Below are 17,105 nucleotides of genomic sequence, written 5' to 3'. Positions count from 1 at the left end.
CTGCGGATCGTCACGAAGGAAGCGGTGCTTCGTTGCGGGAAGCCGAAGCGCATTTACTCGGACAACGGGAAAATTTATCGATCCGAGGTGCTGCAGTATGCGTGCGCCGAGATGGGAATTACGCTCATCCACACCCAGCCGTATGACCCGCAAAGCAAAGGGAAAATCGAACGGTTCTTCCGCACCGTACAGACGCGGTTTTATCCGCTGCTGGAGTTGGATCCCCCGAAGTCGCTCGAAGAGCTGAACGAGCGCTTTTGGAGGTGGCTTGAAGAGGAGTATCATCGAAAACCGCACGCCTCGCTGGACGGAAAAACGCCGCATGAGGTGTTTCAATCGCAAGTGCATCTCGTGTCGTTCATCGAAGATGGCGATTGGCTGGATGCGATTTTTCTGAAGCGGGAGCACCGCAAGGTCAAAGCCGATGGAACGATCACCTTGAACAAGCAGCTGTATGAAGTGCCGCCCCGGTTCATTGGGCAATCGATTGAACTCCGCTATGACGAACGGGGCGTCTATGTGTACGAAGATGGAAGGAAGGTGGCGGAGGCCGTTCGGGTTCGTTTGGAGGACAACGCCTATGTAAAACGCCATCGGTCCCCGTTTGCGGCGATTCCGGCGAAGGAGGGAGAACACGGTGTATAAATCGTTTTACTCCCTTTCGCGGGAGCCGTTTGCGAAAGAAACAGACCCGTCCGAGGCGTATCAAGGGGCGCCGTTTCAGGAAGCGTTGCGGGCGCTGGAGTACGTGAAACGAACCCGGGGGATCGGGCTGTTGATCGGAGAGCCGGGGGCGGGCAAGACGTTCGCCCTTCGGGCGCTGAAAGAATCATTGAATCCATCATTGTATCATGTCGTCTACTTTCCGTTATCCACCGGAGGCGTGATGGATTTTTACCGTGGTTTGGCCTTGGGATTAGGAGAGGAACCGAAGTACCGCAAGGTAGACCTCTTCCGCCAAATCCAGCAGGCGATCNCTGGCCTTGGGATTAGGAGAGGAACCGAAGTACCGCAAGGTAGATCTCTTCCGCCAAATCCAGCAGGCGATTGAGCGATTGTATCATGAACGGCGGATCACGCCGGTGTTCATTTTGGACGAGATGCATTTAGCGAAGGATGCATTTTTACAGGACATCGCGATCTTGTTCAACTTTGAGATGGATTCGACCAACCCATTTGTCTTGATTTTGGCCGGGCTGCCCCATTTACAGGGGAAGCTGCGGCTCAATCAGCACCGCCCTCTCGACCAGCGGATCATCATGCGATACCGGATGGGGCCGCTGGAGAAGGAAGAGGTGGCGGGCTACATCGAACATCGGATGAAACAGGCCGGGGCGAAGCATCCGATCTTCACCCCATCGGCGTTAGAGGCGATTGCCCTGCAGTCGCGGGGATGGCCTCGGGTGATCAACACGTTGGCCACGACGTGCCTGTTATACGGGTATCAGCTGAAAAAGGACGCCATTGACGAAGAAGTGGTGCGCATGGCCGCAGAGGAAATGGGGTATTAGCATGAAAGGGGCCGAATCGGCCTCTTTTGTGCTTTTTCTTTTCCATCGGTCCATCAGGCGCGCTGGAAATCTTCATCTGAAAGAGCGTGCAAACGTTCCGAAAGAATGTGCAAAATCCGGAACAATCCGCAAAAATTTTGCACATTATTTCCGAATCCGCCTGAAATAATTTGAAAAAGGGATTCTGAAATAATGTGCTAATTTACACTTGGCACCAAAAGCCCTTCAATCCGGCCATATTGTGTATCTAGATTTCGTTGATAGTAGCCGTTTCTCATATTGGATGTGTCCGCCTGTTCGATTTCGAGGAAATGTTTGATTTCTTCCCGCATAATCAGCTCTAATTTTTCCTTCACAAACTGACGAATGACACTTTCCAGTTGATTTGTCCAGTCTACATTCGGTATACTTTTAGACATAGGTAGGGTTCTCCTTTCTCTGGAATGTTTGGGTTCAATCAGAGAATACCCTACCTTTTTTCTTTTGATCTAGTAAAATGCTTTACACAAAATTTTATACATCATCGGTTACAAAAGTAAAAATTCTATATAATAAACATAAATTTGAATTAACTTTCTAGAACTAATTTACCATTTTCGTATAAAATAGAATTATAATTTATTTTTGTGCGGAGTTATAGGAGTGTATGACAAATGAACAAGGCTAAATATTCCGTGCTAATATTTTCTCCTGACATTCAACAAGCAGTAACGGAAGAACTTTATCAATATATTCAAAATGGACAAAAGGTGTATTTTCTTACCTTTGATGATCCGGAAGAACTACTTGAAGATCCCGTTTTACAGGAAGCGAGTAAGAAAGAATTATTGAATGTCTCCGTTGTCCGTTATTTGCCGGAATGGGAACATACATTTATCCTCATTGAGGATGGCAAAGTAAATGATTCTCAATTATTAGATTATCTTGATCAAAATAGTACTTTTAACAAAGAGCAATATCAACTCGAGCATAGATATGACGAAGGACATTGCATTGTGAAAGCAGGAGCGGGTACGGGAAAAACAACTACGATGATTAATCGGATTATGTTTCTAAAGCATATGGAACCTAATCTCGATTTGCGTTCGGTTGTTATGATAACGTTTACAAATGAAGCGGCAGCAAATATGCGCTCAAAGCTATTGCAAAAACTCAAAAACTATTACGATTTGACAAAAGACAAAAAGTATTTAGAGTGGATGGAAGAAGTGGGAAATATGTTTATCGGAACCATTCACTCGTTTGCTAAAGAGTTTCTAGCAACCGAAGGGCGAACATTGGGATTTTCACGTTCCATGCAAGTAAGAAGTTACAAACATGAACGGAGGAAATTAATCGAAAAACATATTGATCAATTTTCTGTTGAGTGTCCGGAGATATACGAACGTTTTCGGAAAATCCCTCACTATCAAATCATTCGATCCTTTACCGATATGATTGAACAGTTACACAATAAATCGATCCCGGTTGAAAGTATTCAACGGCTCGATTTTGGAATAGATATACATGGATTTCATGAATTCGCAAATTATGTGATTAAGCATGTCATTCAAGAGCTTGATGAACAGAAAAAGGTGGAAGAGACATTAGAAATAAGTGATTTAATAAGCCGCCTCATATTGCTAAAGAATCTTTCCTCTGATCAATTAAGGCTTTCGATCCGTTATTTGTTTGTCGACGAATTTCAAGACACTGATGAGTCACAAGTAGCGTTTGTTAGTTGGCTAGTAGAGAAGTATCGTTGTCAGTTGTTTGCGGTCGGGGATATTAAGCAAAGCATTTATCGTTTCCGAGGAGCAGATTATACGGCGTTTCGTCAATTACAGCAGCAACTAAAAACAGCGAATCAAGTTTATAAGGAGTATTCCCTACGAAAGAACTATCGCTCCACACCAACATTATTAAAGCAATTTAACGTCTTATTTCAAAAATGGACAAAAGTCGTTGAAAAGTTTCAGTTTGACGATACGGACAAGCTTATTCCCGTGCAAGAGGAAAGTTGCGAAGAAGGGTTAGTTACCCTAGATATGGACGATACAACTTTAAAATATTTACTTCGCCGTTTGCATAATGAGAATGTTGCAGTGTTAGTTCGCTCTAACCGTGAAGTGTTGGAAATGGTGAAGAGGATCGAGAATCTGGGATTCTTTTGTGAAGCAACTTTGTCAGGCTCTTTTTACCGTTCGTTGCCAGTGAGGGAATTTTATTTGTTGATTCGAAGACTTACACATCCAAATGTTCCGAAAGATCGTTATTTATTTCACCAAAGCTCTTACGGGGAGAATGAACTGACTATTGCTAAAATTTTATCTGCTTATACGCCAGAAAAGCCTTTCGTTCTTGATTTATTAGAGATATTTGATAGATTAGATCATCCGGAATATGAGTGGAATACTTCATCAGCGATTGCTCTGCTTCAAAAAATTATTGATACGGTTCAACCGCATGAAGTATTTCGGCTTCGCTACTACAATCAGTTAAGAACCTGGTTTCCTGATGGAGATATTGAAATGCAAAAAAAGGAAGCCGTTGCAAAAATGAAAGAATACAAAATGAACTTAGATCGTCTCATTTATCTAATAAAAAAAGAATTTGGCGATTTCCAGGCCTCCTTATATGATCTTGAAAAATTTTTATTTATTAAAATGGCAACAGATGCAACAGAAAACGAACTAAAACTAGAGAGCAATGTAAATCATCGAATTAAGGTAATGACTGTTCATACAGCAAAAGGTTTGGAGTTTGACTATGTATTAATGCCATTAACACAAAGTGCCTTTATTAAGCAGGGGAAAACGGATTTAATCTTAGTTTCAGATAGGCCGCAATGGAAAATGGGATATAGGGTTCATTGGAATGGTTTCGAGTTTGAGAATAACTACTACAATGAATATGTCGGTTCAGAAAAGATGGAAACGATTGCTGAAGAAGCTAGGTTGTTATACGTAGCCTTAACGCGTGCGAGAAAAGCAGTTTATGCGAACAGTTCCTCACAAATGAATCCATACCAGACTCAGTGTTGGAGCGACTTGCTAGAAAGCGGGGAGATGTTGGTTGTTTAAAGTGAAGTACTACCAGCATACAAAAAAGTTTTACGAAAACTTTAAGATTCATCAAGGTGAAATACATCTTACCCAAAGTGCGGCTTTTGCTGAATATTTACGGAACTTGAACGAGTCTTCTAACCAAGTTTTTGGTTATAAATCTTTCATAGAGAGACTGTTTTCGGATTGGCATCATCCTCATACCGAGGTATATTTGCTATCCACGATCCGTGAATATATTTACAGAAATGCTCCAACGGAAAAAGTGACCTACTTTGAGAAAAGAATCCGCGACTTTTATTTATCTATCCGTTTTTTAATAGAGATGGGTCTAATAAGATTGTTTCATTTTCCGGAGATACAGTTAAATGAGGAACAAAAATTTCTCATTACGATGTTGGACGAATTAAGAAACGATCCTGTCATATTAAGCTATTTGCAAGAACGAGCAAATCTTACGAAGGGAAAAATAGCTGAGAAATTGAACATAGACACTGACATTCATACAGTTTGTGTTCATCATTTTGATTACATTGATACTTTAAGGATGATGATGTTTTATTTGTTTCAACAAATTGGGTTAAATGTTGTATTTTATATTCCATTCAACCCCAATGCGCCAGATGTTTATAAAACATGGCGTGAAATTTATGAGCGCGTTAGTGGATGTGATTATAGCCGTTGGGAATGTGTTGAAAGCTCTCAACCTAATCGAGGCACAAAATTTGCACAATATTTGGATAAATGTTTTCCACATCAAGAAGATCAATTAGATAACATTCGTTTTTTGTCTTTTAACCATCCAACTGAATTTAAAGAGTATCTCCAAAAAAATCCAATTGTAAATAATCAAAATGAAGTAATTGCAAGTTATGAAAAAGATTTAAACATTTATACGGATTGCACGAAAAGTGATCATTTTTATGCAAGTCGTTATGGGAAGTTTTTTCTTTCTCTACAAAACTGCAAAAAAACTGAAGATGGCATTTTCTTAACATATGATGATTATGTAAACATGATGACATCCGGATGGGTGCAGTACGGGAGCATAAACGGCACACAAGCATTGACACTGTTAGTTGATTTGCGTGATTATATGGACGGTGTTGAAAGTTTCCAAAATATAATGGAACGTCTACAGTCGTTAGTTTATCTTCAAGAGGTAAGTCAGGTATTTGATGAAGTGGCAAAAGAACAGGCAGGGCGCCATCGGTTAAAGTGTTATTTGAGCAATCCGTTTCGTTGTTTTCCATATGTACATCAGTCCAGGTATCAAATTACGGTGAAACAGCTAATCGAATGTACAAAAGATTTAGCTCGAAAAGTGAATCGGCTTCTATTAGCTGAAAGAGAAAAGAAAAATGTCCAATTATATTTAAGAGAACTATATAAAATTTACTTAACTGTTAAAGATAAGTGGGAGCCAAGCGCTAAGCAAAAAATTGAAAAGCTGTTTTCCATCCATATCCCTGATCATTGGGAGTTTGCTAAAGAAGAGCTATACCAGTTGCTTACTTTTTATTTAGGTTCCACTGAAGAACAAGAAAATAAGATTTTGAACTTTGATCAGTTAATCGGCAAGACTTTGAGTGCAGAAAACATTCATGTAACGGGGCTATCGTTTAAAACATTCCCTTGGAAAACTCCCGAGTTGCCAAGCCTCTTAACTCATACTTGGTTAAAAGAATGCATTCGTTGCTCATTTATTGCTACCAACCAAAATATTAGGATTAATGCCCTCTTAGTCGATTATTATTCGCGGAATGTAACAAGAAGTACTGCGCTATATTCGATATATCATCTTCTTGCGTATGGGAATGGACAAATTACTTTTAGTTATATAAAAGATTTGCAGGAAAATGATGGTCCAAGTATTTATTTCATGATATTAGAAGAATTATATAATAAAGAGAAAGTGAATTTGGAAGAGCAAACAGAAGAATTTAGTTGGGAAGAAACTGTAACCACGCAAGAGGAAATACCAAAAGAGCCATTGCGAAATATCCCTGATTTGTTGTGGTTGGACAGTGATTTTTGCCAGCGGAAATTCTTTTTGAATGCTTTTGTCGAACACCATCCTGTTTATGAAAACGACTTCCATCAACAGCAAGCATTTTCAATCATTGGCAAACTACTTGCTGAACAAGGAGAAGGAGAAGAGTTATTTAGAGAAACGATGTTTCCTTTATTTCCGCAATGGACAAATGCGCATAAACAAAATTTGTTGGATACATCGTATAGTTCAGGTTTAAGAACCTATAAATCATATCAGAATATTTATTATCCAAAAGCAATGAAACGGCTCCAACGTTTAGGAAGTAAATATATTGTAACGAAAAATTGGAAAGCAAAACACCAATATGATCATGACACATTTCGAATAGATGAGCATATAAAAGAATTTCTTGCGAGTGTGAGAATCAAGGAAATAGAAGCTAGAAGCGGACAACATTGCCGCATGTGTCCATTCCTGCATGTTTGTAAGGATGGTGAGTATGTCATCGATGCAAATGACAGCTGATCTCCATAAAAAACGTTTAGACTTTGCCAAAAAATCTGCGAGAGCATGGCAAAATTATTTTGATGCACATGGACTATTGCCAAATATTACGTTAAGTCCTGAACAAATTTCTGTTGTACAACAGGAAGAAGATCAAATGTTAATTAATGGTTCGGCTGGAACCGGAAAAAGTCTGACTCTAATTTATAAACTATTAAAAGTAATGGAGCAGGAAAATGAACCGAAGCGAATTTTATATTGTTCATTTAATACGACTTTAATTGAAGATGCGAGAAAAAGAATAGAGCAATCGCATAAATTTCATGAGATAAAAGACAAACATACTCTTCATATGAAAACTTTCCATAATATGGCAACAGGAATTTTACGAGAAATCGGCTTTAAAAATACGGAGTTTTTACGAGTAAATCTCGAAAATTTGCGGCGTTATGAGGATACCATTACACGCCGCACCATTGCTCTTGTCGATTCTTTTATGGAAAGTGAAGAATATAAAAGGCTGCCGCCAGAACAAAAACTTTATAAAACACATACGGGTACGTTCTTAATGGATGAAATCCTTTGGATGAAGGCAAATGGTTTTATTACGGAAGAATCTTATTATAATTGTGAACGTGTGGGGAGAGGAAATATTCCGCGATTAACAAAAGAGCAGCGTCGGACCATTTTCTATTTATACAAGAAATATCAGGAGTTATTAAAAAAACAGTTTCATGATCATTTGGATTTAGAAGATTATGCTTTGTTGTTGCTCAAACATTTTGAAGATATCCCGGAATCATTGAAGTATGACTATATTTTTGTAGATGAGGTACAGGATTTGCAGGCAATGCAGTTGAAGGCGCTAGTAGGACTCACTAAAAAATCGATTGTCGTTTCCGGAGATCCTAAGCAGCGCATTTATAAACGAAGCCCATTTTCTTATCGGGATTTAGGTTTGTATATCGAGGGAAGAAAAACCCGAAATTTGCGAACAAACTATCGATCAACGAAACAAATTATGAAACTAGCCAGCAGTTTGCAGTTTCTTGATGAAGAAAATGACCGTTTGGATGATCAACGTTTTGTTAGAGAAGGAAAAAAACCATCTATATATTATTTCCGACATTCAAAAGAATTAACTACACATCTAGTAGACCAAATTAGAGCGATTCAGAAACATGATTCGGATGCGACTATTGCTGTCGTCCACCGTCATGATGCGGATAAATATGGTGTCTATCAATGTCCTGTCTTTAATGAATTAAATCGAAATTTTGATGTCATTACCACATCGCAATATGCAAGAAGATTTGAACTAAATAAGCAGAAAAAGCCAATCTTTTTTACAGATGCATTTAGCGTGAAGGGTCTTGAATTTGATTATGTATTTTTAATTCATTTTGACCGCGATCATTATCCAAATAAAAAGAGGATAGAAGAATTAGATCAAAGAGCCGGTGACAATAAGGATAGCGACAGCTACAATGCTGACCTCGACACTATATTAAATGATGAAAAGAAAGTTCTTTACGTGGCAATTACTCGGGCGAAAAAAGAAGTACAGCTGATGTATACTGGTAAAAACTTTAGAAGTATTTCACCTTTTGTAAGAGATTTTTATAAAGAAGATTATGATGCATTTGGCTTTGATTCGAGCATTTATTCAAATAGGGGGTAGTCTTTTGTCAACGATTCAATTTGAAATCAAAAAACAAATAGCAACATTATCTAGCTCATCCAAAGGGTGGAGTAAGGAATTAAACCTTATTAGTTGGAACGGTTATCCTCCAAAGTATGATATAAGAGATTGGAATGCTTCACATACGAAAATGGGAAAAGGCGTTACCCTTTCAGAGTCAGAGTTAAAAGAGCTATACTACGCATTAAAACAGTTGTTTGAGGGAAGTCAATCTGAAGAACTTAACCCGCAAAGATATAACTGGCAAGAACAAGTCAATGGGTGGTTAGAACATTCTCCATTATTTATTCAGCAAATCAAGAATGTTCTTATGTTCATGAAAGAAAAAGGGTACTCTGTCGAGAAACAAAGAGAATTACTAATTGGGGCGCAATCAGCAGCATCTGAAGAAGCGTTGCAATATGAAATGGAAAGCATTAGCAGCATCTATAGCCCATTATATAGCGAGTTTATCGATTTAGTTCAAAAGTTAGAATTAGAAACATTGGAGCAATTTTTTAATATGATCGAAAATATGTAATCTTGCAATCTGTTTTGAAGAGAGATTTTTTTGAAAGAGTATGTTCGGTCACTGTATGGTTTCTAAGATGGGGATTTTCTGCATTCATTTATGCATACTTATGAGTTTTAGGACATGTTCTAAACTTTTGTACATGTTCGGAGGGAATTGTATTGAAACACTTACAGCAAAAAATCATTAAATTTCGTGATGTGCGCAACTTGGAAACAGTTTCATACTCTAAAAGATTTAGCGATTTCTTTGACTTTAGAAGCAGGGGAGTTGCTGGAAAATTTCCAATGGAAAACAAGCGAAGAAGCAGTTCAAGATAATTTTGAAAATATTAAGGATGAACTAGCTGATATAGTTATTTATGCACTTTTGTTGTCACATGAATTAGGCATCGACTTAGAAGAAGCAATCATCAATAAAATGGAAAAAATGAAAAAAAGTATCCGGTGGAAAAGCGTTTGGTTCAAAGAAAAAATATGATGAACTAAAATGACCGGAAAACAACTTGAAAAGTGGTGTTTGTATCGATAAAAGAGAAATATATGTACGTTAATATAGGATAGATAAGAGAAAAAGACGAAATCATTTTTCCTATTGTAAGAATCCGTAGTGTGGAATGATAAGGTACACTCACAGATTTTTAAACGTTTTTTAGGTTTGTTCATAAAAGCTATTCATTTTACTTTACTTAAAATGAGGTGCTTTCGATGAAAAATCATCTAGAACTAATTCAACACTCTTTTTCAACGATATTATTGGATGCAATACAATTTTTTCCGCAAAATAAAAAGAGAGTAAACACAGAATCATTTGGTCTATTATTTGGATTAAAAAAAGAAACGGGCTATGAATGTGATTTTGCTTTTCCTGTTGGAAGTGTCTCGAAGCGAACAGAGGATTTAGTGCAACCAGATCAAAAGATAAATGAAGCGATTCAAAGCGCTAAATGTTTATTCTCAACTTCTAAATGGATAGGTACATACCATAGTCATCCACACGAGGAATACTTTGAACACTGGGCAGATCCGAGTAATGCAGATGTTGAATTTGCACAGTATTTAAAATTGCCATATATGGTCATTATCGCATTAACGCGGAACGGAAAAGAGAACAAACCACTCTCATTAGATTTTAGTGTCGGACCAGCAGGGGAGTATTTTTATAACAAAAATAAACATCCACAAGACTATCCGGACGCTAAGCTGTTAAATGAAGAAGTGAATTTTATTCAAGGGGAGTTTCAAAAATATTTTTTCACTATACGTGCGTATCATTTTAATGGTAATTCTTTAAGGGATGTTGATTTATTTTCGACAGAGGCAGAATTATTACAGATGTTAAGTGAAGAAAATATAAATGTTAGCGCTCTCACAACTGCCCAGACATATCATTTACGTAAAATCGAATATAATTTACGCAACGGTGGAAGCAAACGAAGCGAATATAATACGGAGTATCATTTGAACCGGATTAAGAAGATGTTAGAAAAATAAATGAAAGGCACGGGTGTTATAGAATCGGATCACTAGCTAGGAGATGAGCCGTGTATATATTAAGAATGATAAGCCCGATGATATGTTGTTTGAATTCTATGACAGAAAGGAAGAAAAAATTTTATCATGTTACCAAATGAGATTTATCCATTAAAACATTTATCCGTTCGCGTCCCATGGCATGATCAAGGATGGAATGGGACGATTTGTAGCAATCCTGCGAAGAATACCAGCTGTTTAAAATTAAGAAGGATTGAAGAATTGAAAGATGAGAAATTGGAAAGCAAATATGCTGGAATGTCTATTGAAGAGCTATCACAAGATGTGTGGCCTTGTTGTGTGGCAGAACGGGGCATGTTTATGGCACCTTTTGACTATGTGAAAGTAGTTGACCATCCATATAAAGAAAGTTCAAAAGAAACGCATGGACATTTTAAGGCAACTCCTCTACGATTTCCGGCTTATTCAGCGGCGGTTATTCCATTTCGGTGGATGCTTAAATCGTCCATTAATGAGTTGAAAAAATATTATCCATTGGATGTAGATGAATCGAGAGAACCGAAGCTACCTTTTCCTAGCAACTGGTGGCAGGAGAAGACGAATCAAGAGACGTTATTAAATAGTTTCATGAATCATATACAAGTAGGCTCTTTAATTTTCTTTTATGCTAAACAAATTCCATTTGTTGAAGAAACGCGTAGAGTGCTTATTGGAGTGGCAAGAGTAAAACATATTGGAGAACTTACTGAATATCAATATGCCACTAAATCTCCATCTTTACGAGCAATGCTTTGGGAACGAATGGTTCAGCATACCCTTCGCCCTAATTTTCGTGATGGATTTTTGTTACCATATCAAGAATTGTTTACATATGCCGAAAAACATTCAGAAATAAATGTTGCAGAATGCATTGCTTTTGCTCCGGAAGAACGAATGGCTGAGTTTTCGTATGCGAGCGAACATGTATCGAATGACAGTGCCATTGAATGTTTAATTGAGTTAGCTAAATCACTAGAAAAAATGAAAAAATATATTCGTGGTCCATGGGACGAATGCCTGAAATGGATTGATGACCGTTTGTCTGAAATATGGAAATTGCGTGGACCATATCCGGGACTCGGAGCTTGCTTTACAGCGATGGGGATTTCACTAGGAACTTTTGTTGCACGCGCTTTAGAACAGCACTTTACAGAGAATGCAGATATTTGGCCACTGGTAGATGCAATGTTTGAGAGTCCCAAAGATTATTTGCCATCTTATTTAGCAAAGCAAGTAACACCAGAGTTATCTCGTATGTGGAAGCAAATGACAAGTGAACGAAAAGAATTAGTTAAACTGTTAAGTCGAATGGAATTGTCAAACGAACAAGCAACAGTTGTGTTTGTACAATCGGAGCGAAAGAAAAAAGAGATTCATGCTGCAGATAATGATATTTTAAAAAATCCGTATATACTTTATGAGCAAACACGCCTTCAGCTCGAACCTATACCGATTTGGACAATTGATAAAGCAATGTTTCCAAATGAAGCATTACTTGAAACTTATCCTTTTCTTCGAGAAGGTTCGTTGGATTCCAAATATGATATCAGACGGGTACGTGCATTAGTGGTATATGTATTAGAACAAGCTGCAAGCAACGGAGATACTTTATTGCCATTTGAGGAAATTGTTCGTCAAATTAGAAACTTACCAATCGTTCCGGATTGTGAACTTCATGAAGATCTTTTAACATCAATAGAAACGGATTTACAGCAGGAAATAATCATTGTTGAAATGGCAGACGGTTCTAAAGCGTATCAGCTTAAACGTCTTTACGAAATGGGACAATTAATTCGTGAAAAAGTAGAAAAGCGTTTGAAAGGTGCAAGGATTTCGATTTCTGCGGATTGGCGAGCTTTACTAGATGAAAAGCTTGGTGGACCCATCCAAATTGCTGATCCATATGAAGCAGAAAAAGAAGAGATGGCTCGTACAGAAAAAGCAGCTATTTTAAAGGAATTGGCGGAATCGAGAATTTCTGTTTTAATAGGACCTGCCGGAACAGGAAAAACGACTCTTTTGTCAACATTAATAAGTCATCCTGAGATTCAACAAGGGGATGTATTGTTGTTAGCACCGACGGGAAAAGCACGTGTAAGAATGGAGGAAGTATCAAAAACGTTAAAGATAAAAGCGTATACTCTTGCCCAGTTTTTAGGTAGAACAAATCGATATGATTATCAAAACTTTCGATATCAGCTTATAAACGCAAAAGGAGAAAAACATGCACAAACAGTAATTGTAGATGAAGCTTCAATGTTGACAGAAGAAATGATGGCAGCGTTATTTGAAGCATTAGAAGGAGTCCAACGATTTATTTTTGTAGGTGATCCAAGACAACTGCCGCCAATCGGTGCAGGCAGACCGTTTGTTGATTTAGTAAACTATTTAACCCCAGATAATGTAGAAAGTATGTTTCCGAAAGTAGGAAAAGGTTATGGGCAATTAACGATTCCAAGACGCCAGTCAAGTGAAACTGGTGGGGAGCGAGATGACCTTCGTTTGGCACAATGGTTCAGCCGCAGCAGTGTTCACCCTGCAGATGATGAATACTTTGATGAAACTAATTTTTCAGTTAGTTAAAGTACTTTACGTTTTGTTCAGTGGAATCGGGAAGAGGAACTACTTCCGACACTAAAACGAGTATTAATGGAAGAATTGGAACTTGAGAATGAGAGTGACGTTGAGGGATTTGAGCGTACATTAGGTGGAGTAAAGAATGAAAAAGGCTATATAAACTTTGTGAGTCATCCAAGCGGTAAAAACAATTCAGTTCATAAAGTGGAAAGTTGGCAAATTTTATCACCAGTGAAAAATGCTTTGTATGGCGTGAAAGCGATTAATCGTGAAATTCACACGACGTTTAAGCAAGAGCGGATACGCTCATCACAAAGAACATTTAATCGTTATTTTCCAAAACCGATGGGACCAGAGCAAATTGTCTATGGAGATAAGGTTATTAATACTTTTAACCATAAACGAAATTATGTATGGCCAAAAGAAGGGGCACAATGCTATGTTGCGAATGGTGAAATTGGACTTGTAATAGGGCAATATGCACAAAATGCAACACACTTTAATGTGGAATTTTCTTCTCAGCCGGGATATCGCTATGAGTACTTCACTTCGGATTTTCGTGAAGAGGGAGAACCGGCATTAGAGCTTGCTTATGCCCTCACCGTTCATAAGTCACAAGGAAGCGAATTCGGAAAAGTGTTTGTGATTATTCCCGAATCATGTGCTTTATTATCACCTGAGTTGTTGTATACGGCGCTAACAAGACAAAAAGAGAAAGTGATTATTTTACATCAAGGGACGCGCTCAAATTTATGGCGTTATGCATCGGACCGCTATTCCGAAACAGCAAGACGCTATACAAATTTATTTGAAAAACCAAATATGATTGAAATAGATGATGGGGTGTTCTTGGAAAAACGATTAATACATCGCACGACAAGAGGGGAGCTAGTACGCTCTAAATCAGAAGTGATAATTGCAGATCTATTACATGCTAACGGAATTAATTATTTATATGAAGAACCTCTTAAATTTGGAGGGACTATCCGTTATCCAGATTTTACAATTGAAGATGATGATTTAGGAATTACTTACTATTGGGAACACTGTGGAATGTTGTCTAACCCAGAATATCGTAAACGCTGGGAAGCAAAACTTGAATGGTATCGTAGTCACAATATTCTTCCTATAGAAGAGGGAGGAAACCTCATTGTCACAATGGAGACGGAAAATGGGGGAATCGATTCGAAAAAGATTCAACAATTAATTTCTTCACTTTTTTAAAAAAAGTTCCTAGATCAAGTGACTCGGAAGCATGTCGATAGATTGGTAGAATAAAAGAGAAGAAAGTCCCTGTGCCCAGCGGCGGTAAGAAAAGTTGGCAGGACATTTCGTTTAATCAGAAGGAATCAAAGTTGAAGCCGGAAGAACAAGTAAAAACCAATTTTGCACGCAAACATTTTGAATTAATTGGGACGTATGATCACTTACGACAGAAGCCATTTTCGCTTCTGTTTATTTGTTTTTATGACATGATTCAATAAAATTTTTCACCAAAATAATGTACAGTGTTGATGAGTGGACAAACAACTTGTGAAAAGGGTATTGATTTGACCATGAGAGAAGGTATAAGACTATTAGTAGGGGGAAGATGATATGGCTCTGTCCTTCGAAGAAGCTCTAAATTTGTTTCGATCATTTGCTGAACTAAAAGAGAAAAAGGTAAAACCAGATAAAATCAATTTTGTGTTTGAAGGGAGCAGAACAAGAAGGAAAACGGTAATTAGAGAATTAAGGCATACAGGAAACGGTTATATTTATGCTGGCTACTTGCCTGAATGTAAAGAAAAGGTCGATAAAAACGGCATGATTAATATTAAGCAATTTAATACCAAAACTGAGAGCGTTTGTTGAAAAAGTCATTCCGTCTTTTAAAACAACATCGATCGGATAACAAAGAAGCGGTACCGTCAAGAATTTTGTGTAATGTAAGATAGATAGGGTATCTCTGAAATGGATTTAGAATAGAGGGGGGGATATTTCCCATAGCCATCAAGTTAAGAATTTGATCTTTTTTCAGCGCCAAAAACATGGTATCCTTTCTAACGAAAATCATCGTTGGAAAGGATTGTTTTTTGATGGCAAAAAAGATGAAGGCATGGATAAAAACGATTCGTCAACTCTTCTCCTCTGAAGAACTGACCCGTCTGGCCCGGAAAGTCGGATTCATTCAGCGGCAGCGTTCATTAACAGCGGAAGCCTTTCTGACGCTATGTGCCTGGGGAGACGGATCGCTCGCTTGTCAGTCGCTTCAGCGGTTGTGTGCCGATTTGGCGCTCTGGCATGATTGCTCTCTCTCGAATGAAGGAATGAATCAGCGGTTTACGCCTCGTGCCGTGGCGTTTTTGTATGTGCGGAAAAAGGAAAAAAAGAAAGGGAAGGCGCTGTCACGCCAAACCCTTGAACAAAAGAAATATCACATCTTACTGACCAATTTACCACAAGAATCGTTTGATGCGCAACAAGTTTATGAGCTGTATTCGCTGCGCTGGCAAGTGGAGCTGTTATTTAAGGGCTGGAAATCCTTATTTGACCTTGACCGTGTCAAAAAGATGAAGAAGGAACGATTCGAATGCCACTTATATGGGACATTGATTGCCATTTTAGTCACGCAGACTCTTCTGTTCCAAGCCCGAAGGTATTGGCATCAACGGGAGGGAATCGAGATCAGTGAATGGAAAGCGCTTAATATCCTCCAATCGTATTGGCATCGGTTTCTTTTGCATCCCCAAGCGATGGAAACCGCCCTTCCATCTCTCCTGTCTCTGTTAAGGAAACACGCGAGGAAAGACCGAAGGAAAGGAGAGGAAACGGTATCGGATCTTTTAAAGAAATTGGGGATATGGTAGTGTGGGTTATGGATATAAATGCCAAATAACCCTCTTCTTGAGGGTTATTTGGCATGCCCAGCATTTGGTTTTCTCTTCATCCTTTGATTGATTTTTCGAACATGCGTATCATCCTAAAAAATTTTATACCGCTAACTTGACGGGTATGGGATATTTCCTCCACACAGGAGACTGAATATTCAGTCTCCTGTGTGGAAAGGGAGAATCCCCATATTTTGTTTATTTACAGTATTTGGTTAATGATAACGTTCTTCAAACATTCGCTCGAGGGCTTCATGCGCTTCGGCAAATCCTCGCAACTTTCGCCCTGCCCATTTCTCGTTAAAGTCCTGTATCGTCAAATATACGACTTTTTCAGTGGCTTCTAAGCTACTCAAGCTGTTCATGGGTTTGAGACGTTTCCGAATTTCCTTGATCGTTCGATGGCATTGGTCGTGTAAATCACACTTCGAATACTGCTTGGGTCATCCATAAATGTTAGGAGGACATCCAACTCATTGGCCCGAGATTGAACTTCTCTTGGATATTTGCTGGACCATTTCGACTCAAACTGTTGAAACATTTGTAACGCCATCTCCTTATTCGGCGCGCGATAAATCAGCTTGAGATCCTCCGCCATTTCGAATTGGTCTTTTTTCCGAACACGATGGAGCGTGTTGCGGACTTTGTGAACGACACAACGTTGCACATCCGCTTTCGGATAAACCGCCTTAAAGGCTTCCTCCAACCCCGGTAGTCCATCGAATACGCCCAGAAGCACTTCCTTTACGCCCCTGTTGTATAGTTGTTGAAGAATTTCCTGCCATACATAGGCGCTTTCTTGTCCTCCCACGAAGAAATCCAGAATTTCGCGATACCCTTCTTCATTCACTCCTAACA

9 protein-coding genes and 6 pseudogenes are annotated in these 17,105 nt (G+C 38.7%); 13 read left to right on the top strand and 2 right to left on the bottom strand.

Annotation, left to right across the window (positions count from 1 at the left end):
- A pseudogene (locus DCC82_RS18160) lies at positions 1-645 on the top strand (IS481-like element ISBst1 family transposase); the annotation flags it as partial.
- Positions 638-1,511 (top strand): annotated as a pseudogene (locus DCC82_RS10065) (ExeA family protein). The pseudogenes DCC82_RS18160 and DCC82_RS10065, both read left to right, overlap by 8 nt.
- Before the next feature lie 209 nt (positions 1,512-1,720).
- On the opposite strand, the pseudogene DCC82_RS10055 reads toward DCC82_RS10065, so the two are convergent.
- Positions 1,721-1,930, bottom strand: a pseudogene (locus tag DCC82_RS10055) (transposase); the annotation flags it as partial.
- 234 nt (positions 1,931-2,164) lie between these two features.
- Between DCC82_RS10055 and DCC82_RS10050 the strand changes: the two are divergent.
- The 11 genes and pseudogenes from DCC82_RS10050 to DCC82_RS10005 all read left to right on the top strand — a co-directional run bounded on the left by DCC82_RS10050 (position 2,165) and on the right by DCC82_RS10005 (position 16,226).
- Complete coding sequence (locus DCC82_RS10050; RefSeq protein WP_097355022.1) at positions 2,165-4,573, top strand: ATP-dependent helicase; 2,409 nt, start codon at positions 2,165-2,167, stop codon at positions 4,571-4,573.
- Position 4,574: 1 nt separating this feature from the next.
- Positions 4,575-7,076, top strand: coding sequence for a hypothetical protein (locus tag DCC82_RS10045; RefSeq protein WP_233253031.1), 2,502 nt, complete (start codon positions 4,575-4,577; stop codon positions 7,074-7,076).
- Positions 7,051-8,736 (top strand): UvrD-helicase domain-containing protein, encoded by a 1,686-nt coding sequence (locus tag DCC82_RS10040; protein WP_233252970.1) that lies wholly within the window; start codon positions 7,051-7,053, stop codon positions 8,734-8,736. The genes DCC82_RS10045 and DCC82_RS10040 overlap by 26 nt, the downstream gene beginning before the upstream one ends.
- Positions 8,737-8,740: 4 nt before the next feature.
- Positions 8,741-8,953: pseudogene (locus DCC82_RS18155) on the top strand (YdbC family protein); the annotation flags it as partial.
- A gap of 476 nt (positions 8,954-9,429) precedes the next feature.
- A pseudogene (locus DCC82_RS10030) lies at positions 9,430-9,761 on the top strand (nucleotide pyrophosphohydrolase).
- Between the two features lie 214 nt (positions 9,762-9,975).
- Positions 9,976-10,761 (top strand): MPN domain-containing protein, encoded by a 786-nt coding sequence (locus DCC82_RS10025; RefSeq protein ID WP_062679415.1) that lies wholly within the window; start codon positions 9,976-9,978, stop codon positions 10,759-10,761.
- 126 nt (positions 10,762-10,887) lie between these two features.
- Positions 10,888-13,383, top strand: coding sequence for an ATP-dependent DNA helicase (locus DCC82_RS10020; protein WP_108430346.1), 2,496 nt, complete (start codon positions 10,888-10,890; stop codon positions 13,381-13,383).
- A gap of 66 nt (positions 13,384-13,449) precedes the next feature.
- A complete protein-coding gene (locus DCC82_RS10015) occupies positions 13,450-14,601 on the top strand; it encodes an ATP-binding domain-containing protein (RefSeq protein ID WP_108430345.1) in 1,152 nt (383 codons plus the stop codon).
- Positions 14,602-14,732: 131 nt separating this feature from the next.
- The gene (locus DCC82_RS18560; RefSeq protein ID WP_268796334.1) at positions 14,733-14,861 is read left to right on the top strand and encodes a hypothetical protein; all 129 of its coding nucleotides are present in this window, start codon (positions 14,733-14,735) and stop codon (positions 14,859-14,861) included.
- Between the two features lie 112 nt (positions 14,862-14,973).
- Positions 14,974-15,231, top strand: a complete 258-nt coding sequence (locus tag DCC82_RS10010; protein ID WP_062679417.1) for a hypothetical protein — start codon at positions 14,974-14,976, stop codon at positions 15,229-15,231.
- A gap of 224 nt (positions 15,232-15,455) precedes the next feature.
- On the top strand, positions 15,456-16,226 hold the full coding sequence (locus DCC82_RS10005) for a transposase (protein WP_108430344.1): 771 nt from the start codon (positions 15,456-15,458) through the stop codon (positions 16,224-16,226).
- Positions 16,227-16,462: 236 nt separating this feature from the next.
- On the opposite strand, the pseudogene DCC82_RS18150 reads toward DCC82_RS10005, so the two are convergent.
- A pseudogene (locus DCC82_RS18150) lies at positions 16,463-17,105 on the bottom strand (IS256 family transposase); the annotation flags it as partial.

Source organism: Geobacillus sp. LYN3, from assembly GCF_003064505.1.
Lineage (GTDB): Bacteria > Bacillota > Bacilli > Bacillales > Anoxybacillaceae > Parageobacillus_B > Parageobacillus_B toebii.
Note: the sequence above shows the minus strand (reverse complement) of the source record. Positions and strands in the feature narration are given on the sequence as shown.

Bases quoted from the DNA above. Each gene is read 5' to 3' on its own strand.
- DCC82_RS10050 (WP_097355022.1), top strand. From the start codon at position 2,165: ATGAACAAGGCTAAATATTCCGTGCTAATATTTTCTCCTGACATTCAA.
- DCC82_RS10040 (WP_233252970.1), top strand. From the start codon at position 7,051: ATGTCATCGATGCAAATGACAGCTGATCTCCATAAAAAACGTTTAGAC.
- DCC82_RS10025 (WP_062679415.1), top strand. From the start codon at position 9,976: ATGAAAAATCATCTAGAACTAATTCAACACTCTTTTTCAACGATATTA.
- DCC82_RS10020 (WP_108430346.1), top strand. From the start codon at position 10,888: ATGTTACCAAATGAGATTTATCCATTAAAACATTTATCCGTTCGCGTC.
- DCC82_RS10015 (WP_108430345.1), top strand. From the start codon at position 13,450: ATGGAAGAATTGGAACTTGAGAATGAGAGTGACGTTGAGGGATTTGAG.
- DCC82_RS10010 (WP_062679417.1), top strand. From the start codon at position 14,974: ATGGCTCTGTCCTTCGAAGAAGCTCTAAATTTGTTTCGATCATTTGCT.
- DCC82_RS10005 (WP_108430344.1), top strand. From the start codon at position 15,456: ATGGCAAAAAAGATGAAGGCATGGATAAAAACGATTCGTCAACTCTTC.